This is a genomic window from Mobilisporobacter senegalensis (genome assembly GCF_003752155.1).
GTDB lineage: Bacteria > Bacillota > Clostridia > Lachnospirales > Lachnospiraceae > Mobilisporobacter > Mobilisporobacter senegalensis.
Genome location: NZ_RJVG01000002.1, coordinates 19011 through 41322 on the forward strand (window position 1 = coordinate 19011; position 22312 = coordinate 41322).

The following is a 22312-nucleotide window of genomic DNA, read 5'->3' on the forward strand; positions in this document are numbered from 1 at the left end:
TAAAATGGGAAGATTGATGAAGGCAGGTGAGATAGAGATGGATTTTAAGCATGAAATTGTACTACCGAATGAGGATTTACCTTTCCGCATGTTTCTCTTTGAAGGGTATAACGGTAATTATAAGGTAATAAAACATTGGCACAGATCCGTAGAAATATTTTTAGTATTAGAAGGAAAAATTGATTTTTATATTAATTCTACATTTTTTCCATTAGAAAAGAATAAATTTACATTGGTCAATTCTAATGAAATCCATTCTATTGATGTGCCAGATCCTAATACAACGATTGTCTTGCAGATTCCAATAAAGACTTTTGAAGCATATTGGGAAGAAGATCAGTATATCAGCTTTAAAAGAAGTAATTCAGAACAGGATAATAGAATTGTAGACCTTGTTTCTAATATGTGGAAGATATACGAGAAGAAGGAATATGGATATGAGTTAATCGTAAAGAGCCATTTTTATGAACTCTTACATATTTTGCTTACAGGATATAAAGAAAATGATCTGGACAAGGAAGTTTTGAGGCAGAATAAAAATCTAAATCGATTATCAAAGATCACAAACTATATTAAGGAGAATTACAATCAGGAAATTTCCCTGGAAAGCATTGCTGAGATATTTGGTTTTTCACCTACTTATTTATCAAAGTTATTTAAGATGTACGGAAAAGTGAATTATAAATCATATCTGCAAAATATCCGTGTTGAATATGGGTATCGGGAGTTGGTAAATACAGATTTATCTATTAGTGATATTGCCATGAATCATGGATTTCCAAATAGTAAAGCTTTTTCGAAAGAATTTAAAAAAAGATATGGGAAACTTCCAAGTGAATATCGAAAAGAGAATAAGTTTAGCAAAATGACAAGAAAGTGACATAGATTAGATAATTTTTTGGTAGAGAAAACTTGTAATATTTGATAAAATTATTTTTGATTGTAAATAATAATTCAAGGTTAAGTAAAAGGGGCTGTTGCACGAACTTAAACTATACTACTTAAAAAGAATAGACATTAGAAGGTTTATTCTTGACAATAAGTGCTATAGATTAAATTCTGCAGCAGCTCTTTTGATAAAGGGAGATAGATATGAAACAGGACAGAGAAAACGGTTTCCCAGGGAAATACACTTTTTCTTCTTTAATCATTATAGGAAGTGTTATTATAGTGTTAATTATAACGATTATGGGTATCGTATATTTTCAAAATAAATTACATGCTACTGGATTGTCAAAAGATAACCTGTATTCCTCCTATGATAAACATTATGCATTTATTACAGATAATGTAGATCAGGATTTCTGGAATGAGGTATATAGCGGAGCTTTTGATAAGGGTAAAAGTCAAAATATATATGTAGAACGATTTGGGAAATATCTTTTTGAAGATTACAATAAGAATGAAATATTAAGAATGGCAATTAATGGAGGGGTAGATGGAATTATCTTTGAAGGTGATGCAGATCCGGAAACAGAAGAATTGATCAATTCTGCCGTTAATAAAGGAATTCCGGTAATAACTGTGTTAAAGGATTCCAGCAGAAGCCTGCGACAATGTTATGTTGGAATAAACAGTTATAATTTAGGGCAGGAATATGGGAAACAATTATTAAAAATGAAGGACAAGGATATCAAACGTGTTTTTGTTTTAGTAGATGAAAAAAATGAAGATAGTAGTAAGAATATCATTCTATTAGCAATAAGGGAGACCATAGAGAAAGAGTTAGGGAAAGATCATGGTTTAGATATTGAGGCAGTTGTGGTGGATAATGAGAATGCTTTTAGTTCAGAAGAAGCAATTAGGGATATTATAATGGATTCTGAAAATGTACCTGATGTTATGATATGTATGAATGCTACCTATACACAATGCGCATACCAATCTGTCGTTGATCATAATAAAGTTGGAGAAATTAATATACTTGGTTACTATGATTCAGATAATATACTGAATGCTATTAAAAAAGGAATCATATATTCTACTATTTCTGTGGACACGAAACAGATGGGTAATCTTTGTGTTACTGCATTAGAAGAATTTGAATTAACAGGCCATGTCAGTGAATATCTTCCCGTAGATACTAAGATGATTACACCAGATAACGTAAAAGAGTATATCAGGGAAGAATGATAGTAATCCAAGGGAGCGATTTACATGAGAAAAAGGAAATTAATACTTGAGAAGAAATGGAATAAACTTTCCCTTCAGTGGAAACTAACGGTCGCATTCATATTTACATCTGTCATTATATTAATCGTTAATTTGATTATGTTTCTTAGTATTAATAAAATGATGGGGAAAATCGATCAGGTATATATCAGTAATGTTAATTTAAATGAGCTATCGGATTCCTTAGATAATGTCCAAAGCAGTATGACACAATATTTAAATACAAAGAGCTCCGATGCTATTGATGCATATTATCGCAGTGAGCAAAATTATCAAAAATTATTACTAAATTTGAATACGACAATTACGGATAATGAGATGTTATTAATGGAGAAGAATATTAAGAGCATGTCTGAAAATTATCTGGATATGGCATTTAAAACAGTGCAGGCAAAAAGGGGACGTAATGTAGAAAGGTATAAAGATTATTATGAAATCGCCAATGAAGAATTTAAAGATATCCATGCTTTTATCTATAGTTTAAATAATGAACAATTTAAATACAATTCTAAGAGCTATGAATTATTATTGAATTCCTTGCGTTATATGGAAGCAATAAGTACTGCAATTTTGATATTACTTATTTTTATTAATATAGGTTTGATCATATTACTCACAAGAACGATCACAAGACCTTTGAATAACCTGGCCAAGTTCGCCAATGATGTTTCTAAAGGGAAATTAGATATTGAAGTTGAAGTAGAATCAGAAGATGAAGTTGGTATCGTATCGAAAGCATTTAATAAAATGATATTGAATATCAGAGTTTATATAGAACAAATTCGTGAAAATATGGAGAAAGAGCGAGCATTAAAAGAGAAGGAATTAATGATGGAAGGGCATTTAAAAGATGCAAAGCTAAAATACCTTCAGGCTCAAATCAATCCCCACTTCTTATTTAATACTTTAAATGCAGGGGCTCAGCTTGCCATGATGGAAGGTGCAGATAAAACTTGTTTATTTATAGAACATATGGCTGATTTCTTCCGCTACAATATAAAAAAATCAGACCAGGATGTAACAATTGCAGATGAGCTGCGTTTGGTTGATAGTTATATATATATTTTAAATGTACGTTTTTCGGGAGATATTCATTTTGTGAAAGAAATTGATGAAGAATACCTGGATACCAGGCTGCCGGCAATGGTTCTACAACCAATTGTAGAAAATGCAGTGAATTATGGAATTCACGGAATTCATTGGGATGGTTTTATTAAATTTTCTCTTTATCGAAAGGATCATAACATCTGTCTTAGTATAAAGGATAATGGAATTGGAATGACAGGGGGAAAGATAGATGAAATTATGAGAGGTGAAATACCAGAGGCAGATTTAGAACGTAATTCCAATGGAGTGGGGCTTGGTAATGTAATAAATCGACTGCAAATGTATTTTAATCGTAATGATGTCCTGGAAATTAAGAGTGAAGGTAAGGATAAAGGAACTGAAGTAATAATTTATATTCCGGTATAGAATGGGCTTCAGATTGGGAGGTAACTTATGTATAAAGTGATGTTAGCAGATGATGAAGGAATTGTGATTGATTCTCTAAAGTTCATCATTGAAAAGAATTTCAAGGAACAATGTATCGTTGAGTTTGCAAAAACCGGGCGCAGTGTCATTGAACTTGCAGAACATTTTCGCCCTGATATTGCTTTTATGGATATTCAAATGCCAGGGATTAACGGAATTGATTCCATGAAAGAAATTATTAAAACAAATCCGAATATTATATTTATCGTGTTATCTGCATATGACAAATTTGATTATGCAAAAGAGGCCATTAATTTAGGGGTTCTTGAATATTTGAATAAACCTGTAAACCAGAAAATAATAGTAGAAGTGTTAAGCAGGGCAATAGGGTTAGTGAATGAAAAGAGAGAAAAAAGAAGCAATGATTTATTAATTAAGGAAAAATTAGAAACAGTAATACCTATTATAGAAAATGGGTTCATTTATTCCATTATGACTTCAGAGCATTTCACTGAGGATATTGAAAATTACAAAAATATGTTAGGGATTAATCAGGAATATGGATATATACTCACATTAGTGTTCGGAGAAACTCAAAAAGGAAATTATATGACCAATGCAGTAGGCTCAAGCATACGTACACAGATGAATTACACTAAGGTTCGGGAGTTAGTAAAAGAAGAATTTGATTGTGTGATTGGCTCGGTGATGTCCAATAAAGTATCTGTTTTTATTCCGTGTAATAATAAGATAATGGAATATAATGAACGTATTGAGTTAATTGAAAAATCAAGAGGGCTTGTACGAAAATTAAAACATAATATGGGAATCTCCTTTCGAATTGGAATTGGTTCTATAAAAGCTTTAAATGAGTCCATGGAATCCTATAATGAATCTTTAAAGTCTTTAATAAATACAACAGGAACAGTTGCACATGTGGATGATCTTCCAATAAGAAGCAATTATGAAGTAGGATACCCTATTGACATAGAAAAAGCAATCCTTAACAGTATTCGTGAAGGGAATGCTTCAGAGTGCATTCGAGTAACCAATTTATTTTTTGGCTGGATGACAGAAAATTATCCAGATGGGGATATGAATGTAAAATTAAAAATTCTGGAGCTGGTATTATTTGCCGATCATGAAGTATTCTTAAGTGGTGGTATGACATACCACTTTACAGACAGAGCAGATTACTTATCCACGATTATAAATATAAATGATAATAAAGAACTGCAAAGCTGGCTTATTTCAAAGCTGACAGAGGTGTGTCATAATGTAGTTGTAAAGAAAGAAGAAAACACCAATGGGATTATAAAAAGAGCTCAGGAATATATTTTGCAATATTATAAAAAAGATATTTCTCTGGATGGTATATCCAGGGAATTAGATATTAGTCCATATTATTTTAGTAAGCTATTTAAAGATGTAACTGGAATTAATTTTGTAGAATATCTTACAAATGTCAGGATAGAGAAGGCGAAGGAGTTACTAATTAATTCAGAAATGAGTATGAAAGAAATCTGTGTACAGGTAGGATATAATGACCCCAATTATTTTAGCCGTATATTTAAAAAATCCACTGGAAAAACTCCTACCGAATTTAAGGAGGGAATGGGGAAATGAGAAAAAAAGTATTCCAATGTATAGCACTAATTATATTAACAGCTATCATGTCAGGAGGATGTACGAAACAAAATCAGGCTCCTGTATTGGAAGAAAAAGAAAAATCAGACAGTATTAAGATTGGCATGACATTTGACTCGTTTATATTAGAACGCTGGCAGAGGGATAGGGATATTTTTGTTTCGAAAGCAAAAGAATTAGGAGCAGAGGTGAATGTTCAAAATGCCAATGGCGATTTAAAGGAACAAATATCCCAGATTGAATACTTTATTGGTAAGAAAATGGATGTTATCGTTATAATAGCCATTGATTCAAAAGGAATTACAGATGTGGTGAACAAAGCAAAGAAAGAAGGGATTAAAGTAATAGCCTATGATCGATTAATTCAAAATGCCGGAGTAGACCTTTATATTTCTTTTGATAACGAAAAAGTAGGTACCTTAATGGCCAGACATATGAGAGAGCATTTAGGAGATAAGGGAAAGATTCTGATGATTAATGGACCATTGGCAGATAATAATGTACCCCTTGTTATGGCAGGTTTTCAAAGTGAAATAGAGAAAACGGATATTAATATCATAGGGATTGAACATGCATCCGGCTGGCATGCTGAAACCGCATTCTCAGTTACGAATGAATACTTAATGATAAATGACATCGATGGAATTATGTGTGGGAATGATAATTTAGCAGGTCAGGCAATCAAAGCATTGGCAGAACGCCGCCTGGCAGGCAAGATCTGCGTGGTAGGGCAGGATGCAGATTTAGATGCGTGTCAAAGAATTGTGGAAGGTACCCAGGATATGACAGTGTATAAACCGGTAGAAAGATTGGCAAGTCTTGCGGCTGAGTTTGCTGTTAATATGGCAAAAGGGGAAGAAGTTAAAACAGCAGAAACTTTTTTTGATGGCATAAATAATGTACCATATGAAAAATTAGAACCCATTTCAGTGACAAAAGAAAATATTGATGAAGTAATCGTAGGGGAGTATCATCTGGAAGAAGATGTTTATCTTAATATTCCCAAAGGAGAATAACCTAATATAGGACAAATTCAAACTCCGGTTCTTAGCAGCAAAAAAGTGCTAAGAACCGGAGTTTTTAATAGTTATAGGACAGTATGAATAATTTGTCCAGTAAAAAATATGAAGAGGATAAAAAAACAATGCTATTTATTCTATGATATATTCTATGTGTAGCAAAAATACATGTATAAATTACATGAAAAACGGGAGGAATTTATTTATGAAGAAAAAATTACTTAGCGCATTACTTAGTGTGGCTTTAGTAGCATCCTTATTGGTTGGATGTGGTGGTACAAAAGATACAACTGCACCTGCTGATACAGCTGAAACAGAGACTCCTGCAGATGACACTGCAGCTACAGGAGAAGGTGGTTTAGTTGGTGTATCAATGCCTACAAAAGACCTGCAACGCTGGAACCAGGATGGTTCTAATATGGAAAAACAATTAAAAGAAGCTGGTTATGAGGTTGATTTACAATATGCAAGTAATGATATTGCAACTCAAGTTTCTCAAATCGAGAATATGATTGCAAATGGCGTTAAATTATTAGTTATCGCTTCTATTGATGGTGATTCATTAGGGACAGTTTTAGCACAGGCAAAAGATGCTAAAATCCCAGTTATTGCTTATGACCGTTTAATTATGAACTCAGATGCTGTGACTTACTATGCAACATTTGATAACTACATGGTAGGTACAAAACAAGGTGAATATATTGTGGACGCTCTTGATTTAGAAAATGCTGATGGTCCATTTAACTTAGAAATCTTTACTGGTGATCCAGGTGATAATAATGCAAAATTCTTCTATGGCGGTGCTATGGACGTTCTTAATCCATATATCGAATCAGGCAAACTAGTGGTTCAATCTGGACAAAAAGATTTTGAAGCTGTTGCAACTGCGAACTGGTCCTCAGAAAATGCTCAAAACAGAATGGATGCTATCATTGCTTCTAACTACGGAGACGGAAAAGTAATCGACGCTGTACTTTGCTCAAATGATTCTACGGCACTTGGTGTTACAAATGCTTTAGCAGCATCTTATACAGGTAAATATCCGGTTATTACTGGTCAGGATTGTGATATTGCTAACGTTAAAAATATGATCGCTGGAAAACAATCTATGTCAATCTTTAAAGACACTCGTGAGTTAGCAGCTCAAACTGTTAAAATGGTAGATGCTATCATGCAAGGTGGAGAAGCACCAATCAATGATACAAAATCTTACGATAATGGAACTGGTATCATTCCAACATATCTTTGTGAACCAGTATTTGCAGATGCTAATAACTACAAAGAATTATTAATTGATTCCGGCTATTATAAAGAAGCAGATTTACAATAGCATATAGGATCAGTTATTATTTGAAGATTTCACAGGCGAGACAATTTCTCGCCTGTAATATTATGATTGGGAGGGAATCAATTGAACAACATACTTCTGGAAATGAAAAATATTACTAAAACCTTTCCCGGCGTTAAAGCTTTAGACAATGTTAATTTAAAAGTTGAAAAGGGTGAAATTCATGCCCTTGTAGGTGAAAATGGTGCTGGGAAATCGACACTAATGAATGTTCTGAGCGGAATTTATCCATATGGTTCTTATGAAGGCGATATTATCTTTGATGGAGAAACTTGTAAGTTTTCCCATATTAAGAATAGCGAAGATAAAGGAATTGTTATTATTCATCAAGAACTTGCTCTGATTCCCTATATGTCTATCGGTGAAAATATGTTTCTTGGTAATGAAAGAGGCGCAAAAGCTGCAATCGACTGGAATGAAACTTATGGAAAAGCGGACGGACTACTCCGTACAGTAGGATTAAAAGAGTCTTCCAGAACATTAATCAAAGATATTGGTGTAGGTAAACAACAATTAGTTGAAATAGCAAAGGCACTTGCTAAGAATGCCAAACTTTTAATTCTTGACGAACCTACTGCTTCCTTAAATGAATCCGATTCAAAAGCATTATTAGATTTATTATTGGAATTTAAGAAAAAAGGAATGACTTCGATCATCATATCTCATAAGTTAAATGAGATTTCTTATGTTGCAGATAAAATCACAGTAATCCGTGATGGATCTACAATTGAAACATTAGACAAAAAGGCTGATGATATAAGCGAGGTAAGAATTATTAAGGGAATGGTTGGCCGTGAACTATCTGATCGTTTCCCAAAAAGAGAGAATAAAAATATTGGTGATATTAAAATGGAAGTTTCCAATTGGAGCGTATATCACCCATTATATACAGAACGTAAAGTAGTAGATAATGTTTCTATGAATGTACGTAAAGGTGAAGTTGTAGGTATCTCCGGACTTATGGGTGCAGGAAGAACTGAACTTGCCATGAGTATATTCGGAAAAAGTTATGGAACGAATATTTCTGGTACATTAAAGCTCAATGGCCAGGAAGTTAAATTAAATTCTGTAAAAGATGCTATTGATAAAAAGTTAGCTTATGTTACAGAAGATAGAAAAGGAAATGGTTTAATCTTAAGTAATCCAATTAAAATTAATACGACTCTTGCAAATCTACAGGGAGTAAGTAATAACTTTATTATTGATAAAGATAAAGAGTATCAGGTGGCTGTAGAGTACAAAGAGAAACTTAAAACGAAATGTCCTACAGTAGAACAGAATGTTGGTAATCTAAGTGGAGGTAATCAGCAAAAAGTTTTACTCAGTAAATGGATGTTTGCAGATCCAGATATTTTAATACTTGATGAACCAACACGTGGTATTGATGTTGGTGCAAAATATGAAATTTATTGTATTATCAATAATCTGGTAGCTGAAGGAAAATCCGTTATTATGATTTCTTCTGAATTACCAGAAGTATTAGGCATGTGTGATCGTATCTACATTATGAACGAAGGTAAAATAGCAGGCGAACTTAGTGGAGAAGAAGCATCTCAAGAATTGATAATGACATATATTTTAAAATCAGGTAAAGGAGAATAAGAGATGGATAGTGCAAAAAATATTTTGAAAAAAAACACCATGGTATTTGTATTAATATTAGTTACATTATTTTTCACATGGATGACGGGAGGTAAAATGCTATTACCTCAAAATGTGAATAACTTAATCGCACAGAATGCATATGTATTTATATTGGCTGCCGGTATGCTGCTATGTATCTTAACGGGTGGTAATATTGACCTTTCTGTTGGTTCAATAGTATGCTTTGTAGGAGCTATTGGTGGTATGTTAATGGTAAAAGGCGGATGGAACATTTTTGCTGCTATACTTATTATGATAATAGTAGGGCTTGCAATTGGTGCTTGGCAAGGGTTCTGGATAGCATACGTTAGAATTCCCCCATTTATCGTAACATTAGCAGGTATGTTTGTATTTCGTGGCCTGTCAAATGTTGTTTTGGAAGGTATGACAATTGCGCCTATGCCGGACAACTACTTAAATCTTTTCAACAGCTACATACCAGATGTATTTGGTGGAAACCCTGCTTTTAATCTGACAAGTATGGTCATAGGTATTTTGGGATGTGTCATCTATGTTGCAGTGGTAATTAGAGGACGTCTTAGCAGAGCTAGAAAAGGTTATGAAATGGAAAAACTATCTGGTGTAATAGTAAAATGCACGGTGATCTGTTTCGCACTTCTTGCATTTACATTTAGACTGGCACAATATAAAGGTATTCCAACAGTATTGATCTGGGTTGGAGCAGTTATCGCAATTTATGCTTACATTACTTCTAAAACTACAATTGGACGTTATTTCTATGCTGTAGGCGGTAATGAAAAAGCAACAAAGTTATCAGGGATTAATACGAACAGAGTTTATTTTATTGCATATATCAACATGGCATTTTTAGCAGCCGTTGCAGGTATGGTTACAATCGCACGTTTGAATTCTGCAAATCCAACAGCAGGTACAAACTATGAAATGGATGCGATTGGTTCCTGCTTCATTGGGGGGGCATCTGCTTATGGTGGTATTGGTACCATTCCGGGAGTTGTAATTGGTGCTATTTTAATGGGTGTTATCAACTTAGGTATGAGTATTATGGGGGTTGATGCCAATTATCAAAAAGTTGTAAAAGGTCTTGTATTATTAGCGGCAGTTATATTTGACGTTGTATCTAAGAGAGAAGGCAATAAATAATTACCTTTTGAATAATATTCTAGTGAAAGCCTATAATAATGAGGTAGCTGTGTATGACGAAAGAGAAGAAGAAAAAAGTTGCTCTTAGTATCGGCAAGAAGATTAATATATTTGCAACTGTTATTATTGTTGTAATGACTGTAATCATTATATTTTTAGCATATAAAGCGTTGGATTATAATATTCAGTATTCCAGTGTACTGGAGAACATTAATAAAATACAATATATTAAGGTGCAATCCGTCTCCATTCCAAAAGCAATTAAGTCTGAAAGCATTACTGGTGGACTTATTGAGGAAAGTGAGTATCCAGACATCATTGATACCATGGTTCAAAATATGGAAAGTGTTAAAAATAGTGTTGATAAAGATGGAGTATTTGCATCTACTTTATCCCAGGCAACTCAGGTCGAAAATCAATTAGGTCAATTCAGGGGAATTTTTGATGAATATGTAAAAGTGACCAATGGAGAGTTTTCAGCAGCAGGTCAGCAAGAAGTATCTAAATTAGAATTAGCAGGCAGCATGGTTAATCTGAATGCAGACACTTTAATGAATCTTGAACTTTCAAGAAGTATGAAACTGAAAGAAACCATATCCAAAGAATTTACAACTCTTATTACTGGTATTATTGTAATTATAATATTTTGTGCAGGACTGTTTTTTATATTAACTTTAATAATATCAAGGAAAATATCAAAACCCCTTACAATCTTAACAAATGGCTTGGAGACTATGGCAAGTGGAGATCTAACAGGGGAAAAAGTTATTGTAAAAACGAAGGATGAAATTAAAGTATTAGCAGAAGCATTTAATATTATGAAGGGAAGTATTACTCAAATCGTAGGAAAAGTAAGCAGTGTGACAGAACAGATTGAAGATGCTTCCAGAGTCGTAGGAAAAAGTGTGGAACGAAACAGTGAAAATGGTATACAGGTAGCACATGATATTGACAATATGTCAAAATCTATGAATAGACAAAATGAAGAGACGAAAAATACAATGGAGCAAATTGTGGTAATGGAGAGTATTTCCAAGGAAATTGATGAAAGTGCGAACCATATTTCCGGTAGCGCAAAGAAATCTTTGGAGAGTGCCATGGGCGGAGATGAAAGTATCTCTATCTTTGTAAAACAGTTATCTAATGTAAATCAGGTAATGAAAAAGACCACAGAAACTTCCAGAACATTGACATCCCGTACTCAGGAGATGAATCAGATACTTAGCTCGATCTCAGAGATAGCAGAACAAACGAATCTCCTTTCTCTGAATGCTTCTATCGAAGCTGCGAGGGCAGGAGAAGCTGGGAGGGGATTTACTGTAGTTGCAACAGAAATAAGAAAATTAGCGGAAGATTCTCAAAAGGCAGTAGAAAAGATTGGCTCCATTATTGGAGAAGTTCAATTTGAAGCTTCCGATATGAGTATTAAAATGGAAGAGGGTTTGGAGCAGCTTTTAAAAGGAAATGAACTTGCAAAACAGACAAAGAATAATTTTGATATGATAAAAGCTGATACAAAAATAGTGAATGATGATGTGAAAGAGATACTGGAAGGTATACATAAATTAACCAGCATCATTCATAAAGTATCAGATAGTATGAAACTAATTGGTGAGGCGACGGATGAGAATGTTGCTGCAACTACTGATATTAGTGAAAGCGTAAATGCAGAAGCCATCTATATGAAAGAGATGACAAATACTACATCAAAGCTTCGTGAATTAGCTGATTATCTGGAAGAAGAAGTATCTAAATTTAAACTATAAAATTTCGCTGATCAGACTTTACAGATTAAGGCACTCTCGTCCGAACAGGAGCGGGAGTGTTTTGTTATGGACAACAAAAATTGACAAGAAAGTGACATTGATATGATAAGTTTAAGGATGAAAAACTAATAATAATATTATATAATAAGCTTACATAATGAATTGGTAAGAAACTGTTTAAACCCAAGGTTATGTGTTTGATGTCAAGATTTAACCATTATTAAATATGAAATTGAAAACTTGCAGATCTAAAACTTGTGCCAAATATGAAAAACGAATCATTTATGTATGAATGAATATTTAAGGAGGTAAATTATGAACTATTTAATCGGTATTGATGTAGGAACATCAGCTACAAAAACAGTTCTATTTGATGAAAAGGGTTCTGTGATCGCATCTGCATCAAAAGAATATCCTTTATATCAGCCAAGAAATGGTTGGGCAGAACAGAATCCAGAGGATTGGAAGGATGCCACACTTGAAACCTTAAAAAAGGTGACAAGTACATCAGGGATAAAGGCTGGAGATATTAAGGGGATTGGTTTATCTGGTCAAATGCATGGACTTGTAATGCTTGATGAAAAAGGTGAAGTAATCCGCCCTTCTATTATCTGGTGCGATCAAAGAACCAGAGCGGAAGTGGAGGATATGAACCGTCTGATCGGCAGGGAACGTTTAATTGAAATTACTGCAAATCCTGCCCTGACTGGGTGGACTGCTGCAAAGATACTATGGGTAAAGAAGAATGAACCTGAGAACTATAAAAAATGTAAACACATTTTATTGCCAAAAGATTATATCAGATATGTATTAACCGGTGAATTTGCAACAGAAGTATCTGATGCAAGTGGAATGCAGCTTTTAGATGTTCCAAATCGTTGCTGGTCCGATGAAGTCTTGGAAAAACTTGATATTGATAAATCCTTACTTGCAAAAGTATATGAATCATTTGAAGTAACAGGTTATGTATTACCAGAAGTGGGAGAAATAACAGGCCTTACAAAAAACACAGCGGTGGTTGGCGGTGCCGGTGATAATGCAGCAGCGGCTGTTGGCACAGGGATAGTAAGAGATGGAACTGCATTTACTACAATAGGTACATCCGGCGTTGTTTATGCTCACAGCAGTAAGATAACGATAGATCCTAAGGGAAGAGTCCATACCTGCTGCAGCGCTGTTCCAGGTGCATGGCATGTTATGGGAGTTACTCAAGGAGCCGGGTTATCATTAAAATGGTTCAAAGATAATTTCTGTCAGGATTATGTGTGGGAAGCAGAAAAACAAGGTGTAGATGTATATGATCTAATTAATAAAGATGTGGCTGAGCAAGAAATTGGCAGCAATAAATTATTATATCTTCCATATCTGATGGGAGAGAGGACCCCACATTTGGACCCGGATTGCAGAGGGGTATTCTTTGGGCTTTCAGCAATTCATACAAAACCGGATATGATTCGTTCCATTATGGAGGGTGTATCTTTTTCATTAAATGATTGTAATCATATCCTGCAGGAGATGGGGATTCATGTAGAACACATGATGGCTTGCGGAGGAGGAGGTAAGAGCCCTATCTGGAGACAGATGTTAGCTGATATGTATCAGTGTCAGGTTAAGACTGTAAAACAGGAAGAAGGACCAGCCCTTGGAGTAGCAATACTGGCAGGTGTAGGTACTGGCGTTTTTGAAAGTGTTGAAAAAGCATGTGATTCATTAATAACCGAGGATAAGAATAATACTCCAATTCATGAGAATATAGAGAAGTATGAACAGCTATATGAAGTTTATAAGAAATTATATCTTGACTTAAAAGATACTTTTAAACAATTAGCAACAATATAATGAGAAATTTAGAATCTGGTTGTTTCAGTTGGAGTTCATCTCCAACTGATCAGGCAGTAGGAAAGAAGGGTATGCATGAGTTTACAAATTAAAAAGGTTGAAGACGATAGCTTTCGAAAATATGGAAGGATTATAACAGAATATGATGTGACACCTTTATTAAAGGTTATGGATTCTACTCCACTACCAGAAGATGTAATTTATGTTCCATCTGTAGAAGAATTAGAAGCATTTCCAGTATCAAAACAATTTGAAGACGGAATGTATGGTGGATTACCAATCCAGATCGGATACTGTAATGGACATAATCATTTATTAAATGCAGTGGAATATCACAGAAATTCAGAAATTAATATAGCTGTTACTGATATGATATTAATCCTTGGAATACAACAGGAGATTAATGATGATTTTACATATGAAACAAATAAAATGGAAGCTTTTCTTGTACCAGCCGGAACAGTAGTTGAACTTTATGCAACTACACTGCATTATGCACCATGTGGTGTGGAGGGAAAAGGATTTAAAGGAATTGTAATTCTTCCTAAAGGGACCAATACTGATTTAAGTACTCAACCTGTAAAAACAGGAGAAGAAGCTTTATTATTTGCAAAGAACAAATGGTTAATAGGTCACAAAGATTCCGGATTAGAGTCTGTGGGAGCATTTATTGGTTTGATTGGAGAAAATTTAAGTGTGTAGAAAGCATTTCTCATACGGAATGATATCAATTAATTTAAAAGGATTAATAAATCACATATAAACATAATGGAGGTAATGATATGAATAATATACCAGTTTTAAAATTAGGAATTGTAGCTGTAAGCAGGGATTGTTTTCCAATGAGTCTTTCAGCGAATAGAAGAAAGGCAGTTGTAGCTGAATATACTAAGAAAGGTCTGGATATTTTTGAATGCCTGACAACTGTTGAGAATGAGGTACATATGCGTAAAGCCCTTGAAGAAGTTAATAATGCCGGATGTAATGCATTAGTAGTGTTTCTTGGTAACTTTGGACCTGAAACATCAGAGACGTTATTAGCCAAAGAATTTAATGGACCAGTTATGTTTGTGGCGGCAGCAGAAGAAGCAGGAGACAAACTTTTAGATGATCGTGGAGATGCTTATTGTGGCATGTTAAATGCCAGCTATAATTTAAAGCTGCGTAATATTAAAGCATATATACCAGAATATCCAGTTGGGACAGCAAAAGAAGTAGCAGATATGATCGAAGAGTTTGTACCAATTGCAAAATCAGTAATTGGCATTGAAAATTTAAAGATAATATCCTTTGGACCACGCCCACAGGATTTTCTGGCTTGTAATGCACCAATCAAACAATTATATAATTTAGGTGTTGAAATCGAAGAGAATTCAGAATTAGACTTATTTGCTGCTTTTAATGATCACAAGGATGATCCTCGTATTCCAGAAGTGATGAAGAGTATGGAAGCAGAACTTGGTGATGGCAATAAAATGCCAGGAATCTTACCAAAGTTAGCTCAATATGAATTAACATTATTAGATTGGGCCAAACAACATAAAGGTTCCAGAGAATTTGTTGTATTTGCTAATAAATGCTGGCCATCATTCCAAACACAATTTGGTTTCGTTCCTTGCTATGTAAACAGCCGTTTAACAGCCATGGGCATACCAGTATCTTGTGAAGTAGATATCTACGGTGCATTAAGTGAATATATTGGAACAGTAGTAAGTGATGATGTAGTTACTTTATTAGACATTAACAATTCAGTTCCAGCTGATATGTATAATGAAGAGATTAAAGGCAGATTTGATTACACTCATAAAGATACATTCATGGGATTCCATTGTGGTAATACAGCGGCGTCTAAACTCTCCTTCTGTGAAATGAAGAATCAAAAGATTATGGCGAGAGCATTAGAACCAGATCAAGAACCAAATATTACAAGAGGTACTTTAGAAGGGGATATCATTCCTGGAAAAATTACATTCTTCCGTTTACAAAGTACAGCAGATGCTGAATTGACCGCATATGTAGCAGAAGGCGAAGTATTACCAGTGGCTACAAGATCATTTGGTGCAATCGGTGTATTCGCTATTCCGGAAATGGGAAGATTCTACAGACATGTGTTAATTGAAAAGAATTATCCACACCATGGAGCAGTTGCATTTGGACATTTTGGTAAAATACTATTCGAAATATTTAAATATCTGGGAGTAGAAGAATTAGGATTTAATCAGCCAAAGTCAATGTTATATAAAACGGAGAATCCATTTGGGGCTTAATCAGTAACATAAATCCAGTACTAGCATATATTATAGAGGGAGTATCTTTTCCCAATATGATTTGTAACTGGAGGAATTCATATGGATGATTATAATAAAGATTTTCCTGATGTAACTATCAGTTCATGGGATAACGGTTCACGTAGATGTCATTCATCCAGACCACCGTGTACACCTTGCTGTATAGGTCCAACTGGTCCACAAGGTCCACGAGGAGCAACCGGTCCACAAGGCCCACAAGGTCCACAAGGCCCACAGGGACCACAAGGTCCACAAGGCCCACAGGGACCAGCGGGAGCAACCGGCCCACAGGGACCACAGGGTCCGGCAGGTCCAGCAGGCCCAGCAGGCCCACAAGGCCCACAAGGTCCAGCAGGAGCAACCGGTGCACAAGGCCCACAGGGCCCAGCAGGAGCAACCGGTCCACAAGGTCCACAGGGACCAGCAGGTCCAGCAGGAGCAACCGGTCCGCAAGGTCCACAAGGTCCGCAGGGCCCAGCAGGCCCAGCAGGAGCAACCGGTCCACAAGGTCCACAAGGTCCACAGGGCCCAGCAGGTCCAACTGGAGCAACCGGTCCAACCGGTCCAACTGGAGCAGCTAATGGCCTGAATGCCTACGGAGGACTCTATAATAACACACCTCAGATTCTCCTTCTTGCAATAGGAGTTAGTACTCAGATACCATTACCTTCTGTTATGCCACTTCTGAATGTGGCAGCTACACCAGCGAATAGCTTAACTGTAGCTCAGGCAGGAACTTATGAGATTAATTATAATCTTATCAGTTCAATTTCTGTTGCAGTAGCACTTTCCCTGGCAGTTCGGGTGAATGGAGTTATTATTCCATCAGCAGAGATAACCAGGTTACTTGCTGTAAATACAGAATCAATCTTTAACGGCAGTGTAATTGTTGATCTTCCGGCCGGAGCAGTTATAGATATGACAGTTCGTACCTTACTTGCAGCTAGTTTAACTTTAGGTACTGGAGTGAATGCAACACTTACTGTAAAAAGATTGAATTAAGTTTCACTTGATAAAAAACTGAATAGACCTTAAATTATAAACCACCCGCTGTGATTACTTTTCTTATTAGAGCTTTCTAATAGGATTGTATTCACAGCGGGTGGTGTTAATTAATTATTCCACATATGTTTTAAGTATTGCATCAATATAATCATCAATTACCTTTACATCGGATCTGTCTTTAATTTTTTGTAAGAACCCTTTCATATCAGCATCTAGCAGATAATTATTTAACTGAGTCATCATATCATATGATTTATCTGCTGAAGTTGGAAGGCTGAAATCCTGATAAGGTACTTCTTTTGCAGTTAAAGCTATATTAACAAGTGATTTTCCGCTTTGTAATATATCAAAGATGAAATCCTGTTTGTTAGAATCTCCATTGCATTTTACTTTAATATTCAGGCCATTGAATAGTTTACTTGTAACATCAAATTCACCATTTATAAAACCAGTATTATCTTTTTGTGTATATTTAACATCTTTAAAATTGACATTAATTACTTCTGGAGACTTTTTACTTGATTCTTGCATGGAGATCTTAACAGTACCTGTAGCTCCGCTTAATTTAGCGGTAAAACTTCCTGTACCACGGAGAATATCATAATCTTTTTCACTAATCCAGGCATCAAGACCAACAGTTGTACCTTTTCTTACTGTTTTGTAACCAAGTTTTAAATATTCTTTATCAGTATTAACGATAATGCTACGTCCTACAATATTGTCATTTTTGTCAACCCAGATAGACATGGTAAGAACTGTTGAACCATTTGATTTCTTCAGTGCTTTAAGATCACTGGCGATATCTTTCATAGCTTTTTTAATACTATTGTTGTATTCTGTTTTTGTACAAATATTAAGGTCAATTAAAGTATCTCTAAGGCTTGTATCCGCTTGTGCTGATTTTAGAATATCATTAGCGATATTTAAACCAGTTCTTTCATTAATGCGTACCGTCAATCTTGTATATTTAGAACTTACCTTATCTACAGTGACAGTTTCATCTTTTTTCATTGTTACATTAGATACTTTATTAATTGCTATTGCAGAATATTTTTTTAGAATTTTATTAAGCACATCTGCTGGTATTGGAGCGTTAAAATAATTCAACATTTCTTCCTGAAGGTTAGCAGAAGGAGCATTAGCATATAAATCTTTTAATGATACTTTAAGGAATGATTTGCTTAAATCAGGGATTAAATAGTAGTATAATCCATTTAAATCTGCGTATGTTTCAACAGAAGTAAGCTGTTTATCATTTGCGTAGAAGTTCATAGCAGACTTGGTCTTTGTCCCTTTAACCATACTAATGACAGATGCCTTTAAACTTGTTAATCCTTCCAATCCCAAGCCATTAGCAAAGGTTGGATCCAAGGTTGCTTTTAATGTGACCTCCGCACCTGACTCTTGTTTTAAAGCTTCCTGATATGCAGAAATATAAGAGGAGTATCCTTTCGTGAGAGAGTCAATCTGCTTGTTTATATTTGCTTTTTCGACTTGCTGATAATACTTCAATGGACTTAATGCTGCTTTAGATATACTAGTTGCTGGTGAAAATAGAGAAAAAATCATAGAAAATAATGCAATCCAGGCAGTTAATTTCATCCATTTCTTTTGGTTTCTTTTTTGGTTCATTTTAATATCCCCCTTTTATGAGCTGTTGATAGCTGTTAATAAAATAACAATAGCAAAAGTTGTCAATCTTGTCAATTGTTTATAATCATTACAAAGATATATATGCTTCTTATTTGAGGAATATGAGAAACAAGTGTTAATTAAGCAGGAAAAGTCATTTGATACGGATGTCGAATATTAACATAAATCCAATGTTAGCATATATTATTATAGGGGTATTGCCCTATAAATATCAAGTTTAACTGGAGGAAACAATATGAAAGATTATGAGAAGGAATTTCCTGAGATGGATATAAATACATGTAACTATAATCCACGTGGATGCCACCCGCCTAAACCATCATATTGCTGCTGTTGTACTGGACCAACGGGTCCGACAGGAGCAAGGGGACCGATGGGACCAATGGGAGAACGGGGAATAACCGGACCAACTGGTCCGGTGGGAGCCCAAGGACCAGCAGGTCCACAGGGTCCGGCAGGTCCAACCGGTCCACAAGGAATGCAGGGACCACAAGGTGAAATAGGTCCAACGGGAGCCCAGGGACCACAAGGTTCAGTAGGCCCACAGGGACCAATCGGTCCGGCAGGAGCTCAAGGTCCGGTAGGTCCAACAGGACTGCAAGGTCCACAGGGTCCAGCAGGAGCTCAGGGACCACAAGGTCCAACAGGTTCAACAGGAGCAGAGGGCCCACAAGGTCCAGCAGGTCCAGCAGGAGCAGTGGGACCAACGGGTCCGACAGGAGCCCAAGGACCAATCGGTCCAGCAGGTCCACAGGGAGAGCAAGGTCCAACCGGAATTCAGGGACTGCAAGGTCCGGCAGGTCCAACAGGAGCCCAAGGACCAACAGGAGCCCAGGGACCAGCAGGAGCAGTGGGAGCCCAAGGCCCAGCAGGCCCACAAGGTGAAGTAGGTCCAACGGGAGCCCAGGGACCACAAGGATTACAAGGTCCAGTAGGACCAACAGGAGCCCAGGGAGCAGTAGGTCCACAGGGAGAGCAAGGTCCGGCAGGAACCCAGGGCCCAGTAGGTCCAACGGGGGCCCAAGGTCCAGCAGGCCCACAGGGAGAACAAGGACCAACAGGAGCCCAGGGACCAGCAGGTCCAACAGGAGCCGCGGGAGCAGTAGGTCCAGCAGGAACCCAGGGCCCACAAGGTCCAGCAGGTCCAATGGGGGCCCAAGGACCAACAGGAGCCCAGGGACCAGCAGGTCCAGCGGGAGTCCAAGGTCCAGCAGGTCCGGCAGGAGCCCAAGGGGCAACCGGTCCGGCAGGAGCAGTAGGTCCACAAGGTCCAGTAGGTCCAGCGGGAGCCCAAGGTCCAACAGGAGCCGGGGGCCCACAAGGAATACAGGGACCAACGGGTCCAACAGGAGCCCAGGGACCAACGGGACCAACAGGATCCATCGGCCCACAAGGAATACAGGGTCCGGTAGGCCCAGCAGGAGCAGTGGGATCCCAAGGACCAATCGGTCCAACAGGAGCCCAAGGTCCAACAGGAGCCCAAGGCCCAGCAGGAGCAGTGGGAGCCCAAGGCCCAGCAGGACCACAAGGTGAAGTAGGACCAACAGGATCCCAAGGACCAATCGGTCCAGCAGGTCCTCAGGGACCAGTAGGTCCAGCAGGAGCAGAAGGAGCTCAAGGTCCGCAAGGAGTACAGGGACCAATCGGCCCAACAGGTCCACAAGGTCCAGCAGGAGCCCAGGGGCCAATCGGTCCAGCGGGTCCTCAGGGAGAACCAGGTCCTTTCTTATCGAGCTATCTGGAAGCACTAGGTAATACCCAGACAGTTCCTAATGGAGGTCAGGTTATTTTTGATATAGTAGATAATATTGGTGGCAATATTTCTTTTGCACCACCTAGCGGAAACTTTATAATAAATGATATAGGTCTTTATCTTGTAGAATGGAGTCTTAACTTAGCACCGGGCAATCCTGTTTCCTGTTTTGGATTACTGGAAAACGGCGGACCTGGATCTGCTGCGGCAAATTCCGCAACTGTTGGAAATCTTTCTTCAGGAGCATTAATTAACGTAACGGCTGTTCCTTTTAATATAAATCTTCAAAATTTCAGTAATGCTGATATAGTATTAGAGAACAATCCGAATTTCATCAATAGTGCCGCATCAATTCGTATTATAAGATTTGCAGATGGCCCAACTGCATAACTCTTTTTTACATTAGAAAGGGTTCTCCTTTCTATCATTATAAAAATCCAGATGTAATCCGTTTTATAGCCGGAGCATCTGGATTTTTTATTACCTGCACAAAAAATTTAGCAGGGAACTGTTACCGTATGAGTAGTTAGTTCCCTGCTATTTATATGAAATTATATAATACTGTATATAAATCTATAATATTATACTGCATTGTGGCAGAAAGCAGCAATTCGACAGATAGGTATGTCACATACAGAACCAACGGTGAAGTCTGAATAACTGCCGCCACAGCTATAAGTGTCTACGCAACCGCCATTGCTGCAGATACTTTCACTCAATGGGTTCGCAGGAGCGGATCCTTGTTCTGTAGATAATCTGACATAATCACAATTTACGCCAATAAGAAGACCTGTAAAGCCGCAACCAGAAGCTCCTCCGCTGGTTGTAAAGATTGTAACTGTTTCACCAATAAATTTAGATAGATGATTTTCAAAACGCTGATCATTTGAATGGCTATTGCCAGAATTACTATTACATCTTGATGACATTATATATTCCACCTTTCTTTCAACTTTAAAATTTTTGACAGACTAAAATAAATTTCAGACATTAAACTGCGTTATGGCAAAATGATGCAATGGAACAAGTAGGGATATCACAGACGGAACCTAAGGTATATCTGCTATATCTGCTAAAAGAATATGATTCCATCTCAGGACAAATATCTTGACTTAATGGATTAGCTGGTGCGGATCCTCTCTCTGTAAGTAACCTGACATAATTGCAATTTACTTCTAAAAGTAAACCTGTAAATCCACATCCGGACATGCCGCCACTGGTTGTGAAAATGGTTACAGTTTCGCCTATATATCTGCTTAAATGACATGATAAATGTTTATCACTCATATTAGCTCCTCCTTTAATATTTATAGTACATTATATTCAAAATCAGATAGGAAGTGACAATATTTGATAGATTCTATTAAATTTATTGTTGATTTAAATTGTATTATATCTATTTATGGCTTAATTGGAAGAAAGAAAAAATTGTGGAATTGGAAATGGATAAAACTTTAAAATATTAAAAATATTTATTGTTCTGACACAAAAATCACATAATTACTTTCTAGAATAAAAGTAAAAATATGGAAAACAATAATAAGAGTTCTTGTACTGTTAATATGTCAGGGTACTCTAATTAA

At 36.5% G+C, this 22312-nt stretch carries 17 protein-coding genes; 14 read left to right on the forward strand and 3 right to left on the reverse strand.

The annotated features are described in order from the left end of the window. Positions 1-4: 4 nt before the first annotated feature. The 13 genes from EDD66_RS02975 (at position 5) to EDD66_RS18795 (ending at position 17320) form a co-directional block, all read left to right on the forward strand. Positions 5-880 carry an AraC family transcriptional regulator gene (locus EDD66_RS02975; protein WP_243115284.1) on the forward strand — a complete coding sequence of 292 codons (876 nt, stop codon included), beginning with the start codon at positions 5-7 and terminating at the stop codon, positions 878-880. 212 nt (positions 881-1092) lie between these two features. Further along, positions 1093-2133 (forward strand): substrate-binding domain-containing protein, encoded by a 1041-nt coding sequence (locus EDD66_RS02980; RefSeq protein ID WP_123608079.1) that lies wholly within the window; start codon positions 1093-1095, stop codon positions 2131-2133. 24 nt (positions 2134-2157) lie between these two features. After that, on the forward strand, positions 2158-3645 hold the full coding sequence (locus EDD66_RS02985; RefSeq protein WP_123608080.1) for a sensor histidine kinase: 1488 nt from the start codon (positions 2158-2160) through the stop codon (positions 3643-3645). Between the two features lie 27 nt (positions 3646-3672). Further along, entirely contained in the window at positions 3673-5271 is a 1599-nt protein-coding gene (locus EDD66_RS02990) for a response regulator transcription factor (RefSeq protein WP_123608081.1), read from the forward strand. After that, entirely contained in the window at positions 5268-6308 is a 1041-nt protein-coding gene (locus EDD66_RS02995; protein WP_123608082.1) for a substrate-binding domain-containing protein, read from the forward strand. The genes EDD66_RS02990 and EDD66_RS02995 overlap by 4 nt, the downstream gene beginning before the upstream one ends. Before the next feature lie 208 nt (positions 6309-6516). Continuing rightward, on the forward strand, positions 6517-7641 hold the full coding sequence (gene chvE / locus EDD66_RS03000) for a multiple monosaccharide ABC transporter substrate-binding protein (RefSeq protein WP_123608083.1): 1125 nt from the start codon (positions 6517-6519) through the stop codon (positions 7639-7641). An 81-nt stretch (positions 7642-7722) separates the two neighbouring features. After that, positions 7723-9261, forward strand: coding sequence for a multiple monosaccharide ABC transporter ATP-binding protein (gene mmsA / locus EDD66_RS03005; protein ID WP_123608084.1), 1539 nt, complete (start codon positions 7723-7725; stop codon positions 9259-9261). Positions 9262-9264: 3 nt separating this feature from the next. Next, positions 9265-10425, forward strand: a complete 1161-nt coding sequence (mmsB, locus tag EDD66_RS03010; RefSeq protein WP_123608085.1) for a multiple monosaccharide ABC transporter permease — start codon at positions 9265-9267, stop codon at positions 10423-10425. Positions 10426-10478: 53 nt separating this feature from the next. Then, a complete protein-coding gene (locus tag EDD66_RS03015; protein ID WP_123608086.1) occupies positions 10479-12191 on the forward strand; it encodes a methyl-accepting chemotaxis protein in 1713 nt (570 codons plus the stop codon). Positions 12192-12506: 315 nt separating this feature from the next. Further along, the gene (gene xylB, locus EDD66_RS03020; protein ID WP_123608087.1) at positions 12507-14030 is read left to right on the forward strand and encodes a xylulokinase; all 1524 of its coding nucleotides are present in this window, start codon (positions 12507-12509) and stop codon (positions 14028-14030) included. Positions 14031-14105: 75 nt separating this feature from the next. Continuing rightward, positions 14106-14732: a DUF4867 family protein gene (locus EDD66_RS03025; protein ID WP_123608088.1), complete on the forward strand. Its 627-nt coding sequence runs from the start codon at positions 14106-14108 to the stop codon at positions 14730-14732. A gap of 80 nt (positions 14733-14812) precedes the next feature. Next, the gene (locus EDD66_RS03030; RefSeq protein WP_123608089.1) at positions 14813-16297 is read left to right on the forward strand and encodes an L-fucose/L-arabinose isomerase family protein; all 1485 of its coding nucleotides are present in this window, start codon (positions 14813-14815) and stop codon (positions 16295-16297) included. A gap of 81 nt (positions 16298-16378) precedes the next feature. Next, a complete protein-coding gene (locus tag EDD66_RS18795) occupies positions 16379-17320 on the forward strand; it encodes a BclA C-terminal domain-containing protein (protein WP_123608090.1) in 942 nt (313 codons plus the stop codon). A gap of 114 nt (positions 17321-17434) precedes the next feature. Here the strand turns inward: EDD66_RS18795 and EDD66_RS03040 are convergent, their stop codons facing one another. Further along, positions 17435-18955: a hypothetical protein gene (locus EDD66_RS03040; RefSeq protein WP_123608091.1), complete on the reverse strand. Its 1521-nt coding sequence runs from the start codon at positions 18953-18955 to the stop codon at positions 17435-17437. Positions 18956-19211: 256 nt separating this feature from the next. On the opposite strand from EDD66_RS03040, the gene EDD66_RS18800 reads away from it, so the two are divergent. Next, positions 19212-21119: a collagen-like protein gene (locus EDD66_RS18800; RefSeq protein ID WP_123608092.1), complete on the forward strand. Its 1908-nt coding sequence runs from the start codon at positions 19212-19214 to the stop codon at positions 21117-21119. A gap of 191 nt (positions 21120-21310) precedes the next feature. Here EDD66_RS18800 and EDD66_RS03050 read toward each other — a convergent pair whose 3' ends face one another. Then, positions 21311-21658 (reverse strand): hypothetical protein, encoded by a 348-nt coding sequence (locus tag EDD66_RS03050; RefSeq protein ID WP_123608093.1) that lies wholly within the window; start codon positions 21656-21658, stop codon positions 21311-21313. Positions 21659-21719: 61 nt separating this feature from the next. Then, positions 21720-22016 (reverse strand): hypothetical protein, encoded by a 297-nt coding sequence (locus tag EDD66_RS03055; protein ID WP_123608094.1) that lies wholly within the window; start codon positions 22014-22016, stop codon positions 21720-21722. Between the last annotated feature and the right edge of the window lie 296 nt (positions 22017-22312).

Bases quoted from the DNA above. Each gene is read 5' to 3' on its own strand.
- EDD66_RS02975 (WP_243115284.1), top strand. From the start codon at position 5: ATGGGAAGATTGATGAAGGCAGGTGAGATAGAGATGGATTTTAAGCAT.
- EDD66_RS02980 (WP_123608079.1), top strand. From the start codon at position 1,093: ATGAAACAGGACAGAGAAAACGGTTTCCCAGGGAAATACACTTTTTCT.
- EDD66_RS02985 (WP_123608080.1), top strand. From the start codon at position 2,158: ATGAGAAAAAGGAAATTAATACTTGAGAAGAAATGGAATAAACTTTCC.
- EDD66_RS02990 (WP_123608081.1), top strand. From the start codon at position 3,673: ATGTATAAAGTGATGTTAGCAGATGATGAAGGAATTGTGATTGATTCT.
- EDD66_RS02995 (WP_123608082.1), top strand. From the start codon at position 5,268: ATGAGAAAAAAAGTATTCCAATGTATAGCACTAATTATATTAACAGCT.
- chvE (WP_123608083.1), top strand. From the start codon at position 6,517: ATGAAGAAAAAATTACTTAGCGCATTACTTAGTGTGGCTTTAGTAGCA.
- mmsB (WP_123608085.1), top strand. From the start codon at position 9,265: ATGGATAGTGCAAAAAATATTTTGAAAAAAAACACCATGGTATTTGTA.
- EDD66_RS03015 (WP_123608086.1), top strand. From the start codon at position 10,479: ATGACGAAAGAGAAGAAGAAAAAAGTTGCTCTTAGTATCGGCAAGAAG.
- xylB (WP_123608087.1), top strand. From the start codon at position 12,507: ATGAACTATTTAATCGGTATTGATGTAGGAACATCAGCTACAAAAACA.
- EDD66_RS03025 (WP_123608088.1), top strand. From the start codon at position 14,106: ATGAGTTTACAAATTAAAAAGGTTGAAGACGATAGCTTTCGAAAATAT.
- EDD66_RS03030 (WP_123608089.1), top strand. From the start codon at position 14,813: ATGAATAATATACCAGTTTTAAAATTAGGAATTGTAGCTGTAAGCAGG.
- EDD66_RS18795 (WP_123608090.1), top strand. From the start codon at position 16,379: ATGGATGATTATAATAAAGATTTTCCTGATGTAACTATCAGTTCATGG.
- EDD66_RS03040 (WP_123608091.1), bottom strand. From the start codon at position 18,955: ATGAACCAAAAAAGAAACCAAAAGAAATGGATGAAATTAACTGCCTGG.
- EDD66_RS18800 (WP_123608092.1), top strand. From the start codon at position 19,212: ATGAAAGATTATGAGAAGGAATTTCCTGAGATGGATATAAATACATGT.
- EDD66_RS03050 (WP_123608093.1), bottom strand. From the start codon at position 21,658: ATGTCATCAAGATGTAATAGTAATTCTGGCAATAGCCATTCAAATGAT.
- EDD66_RS03055 (WP_123608094.1), bottom strand. From the start codon at position 22,016: ATGAGTGATAAACATTTATCATGTCATTTAAGCAGATATATAGGCGAA.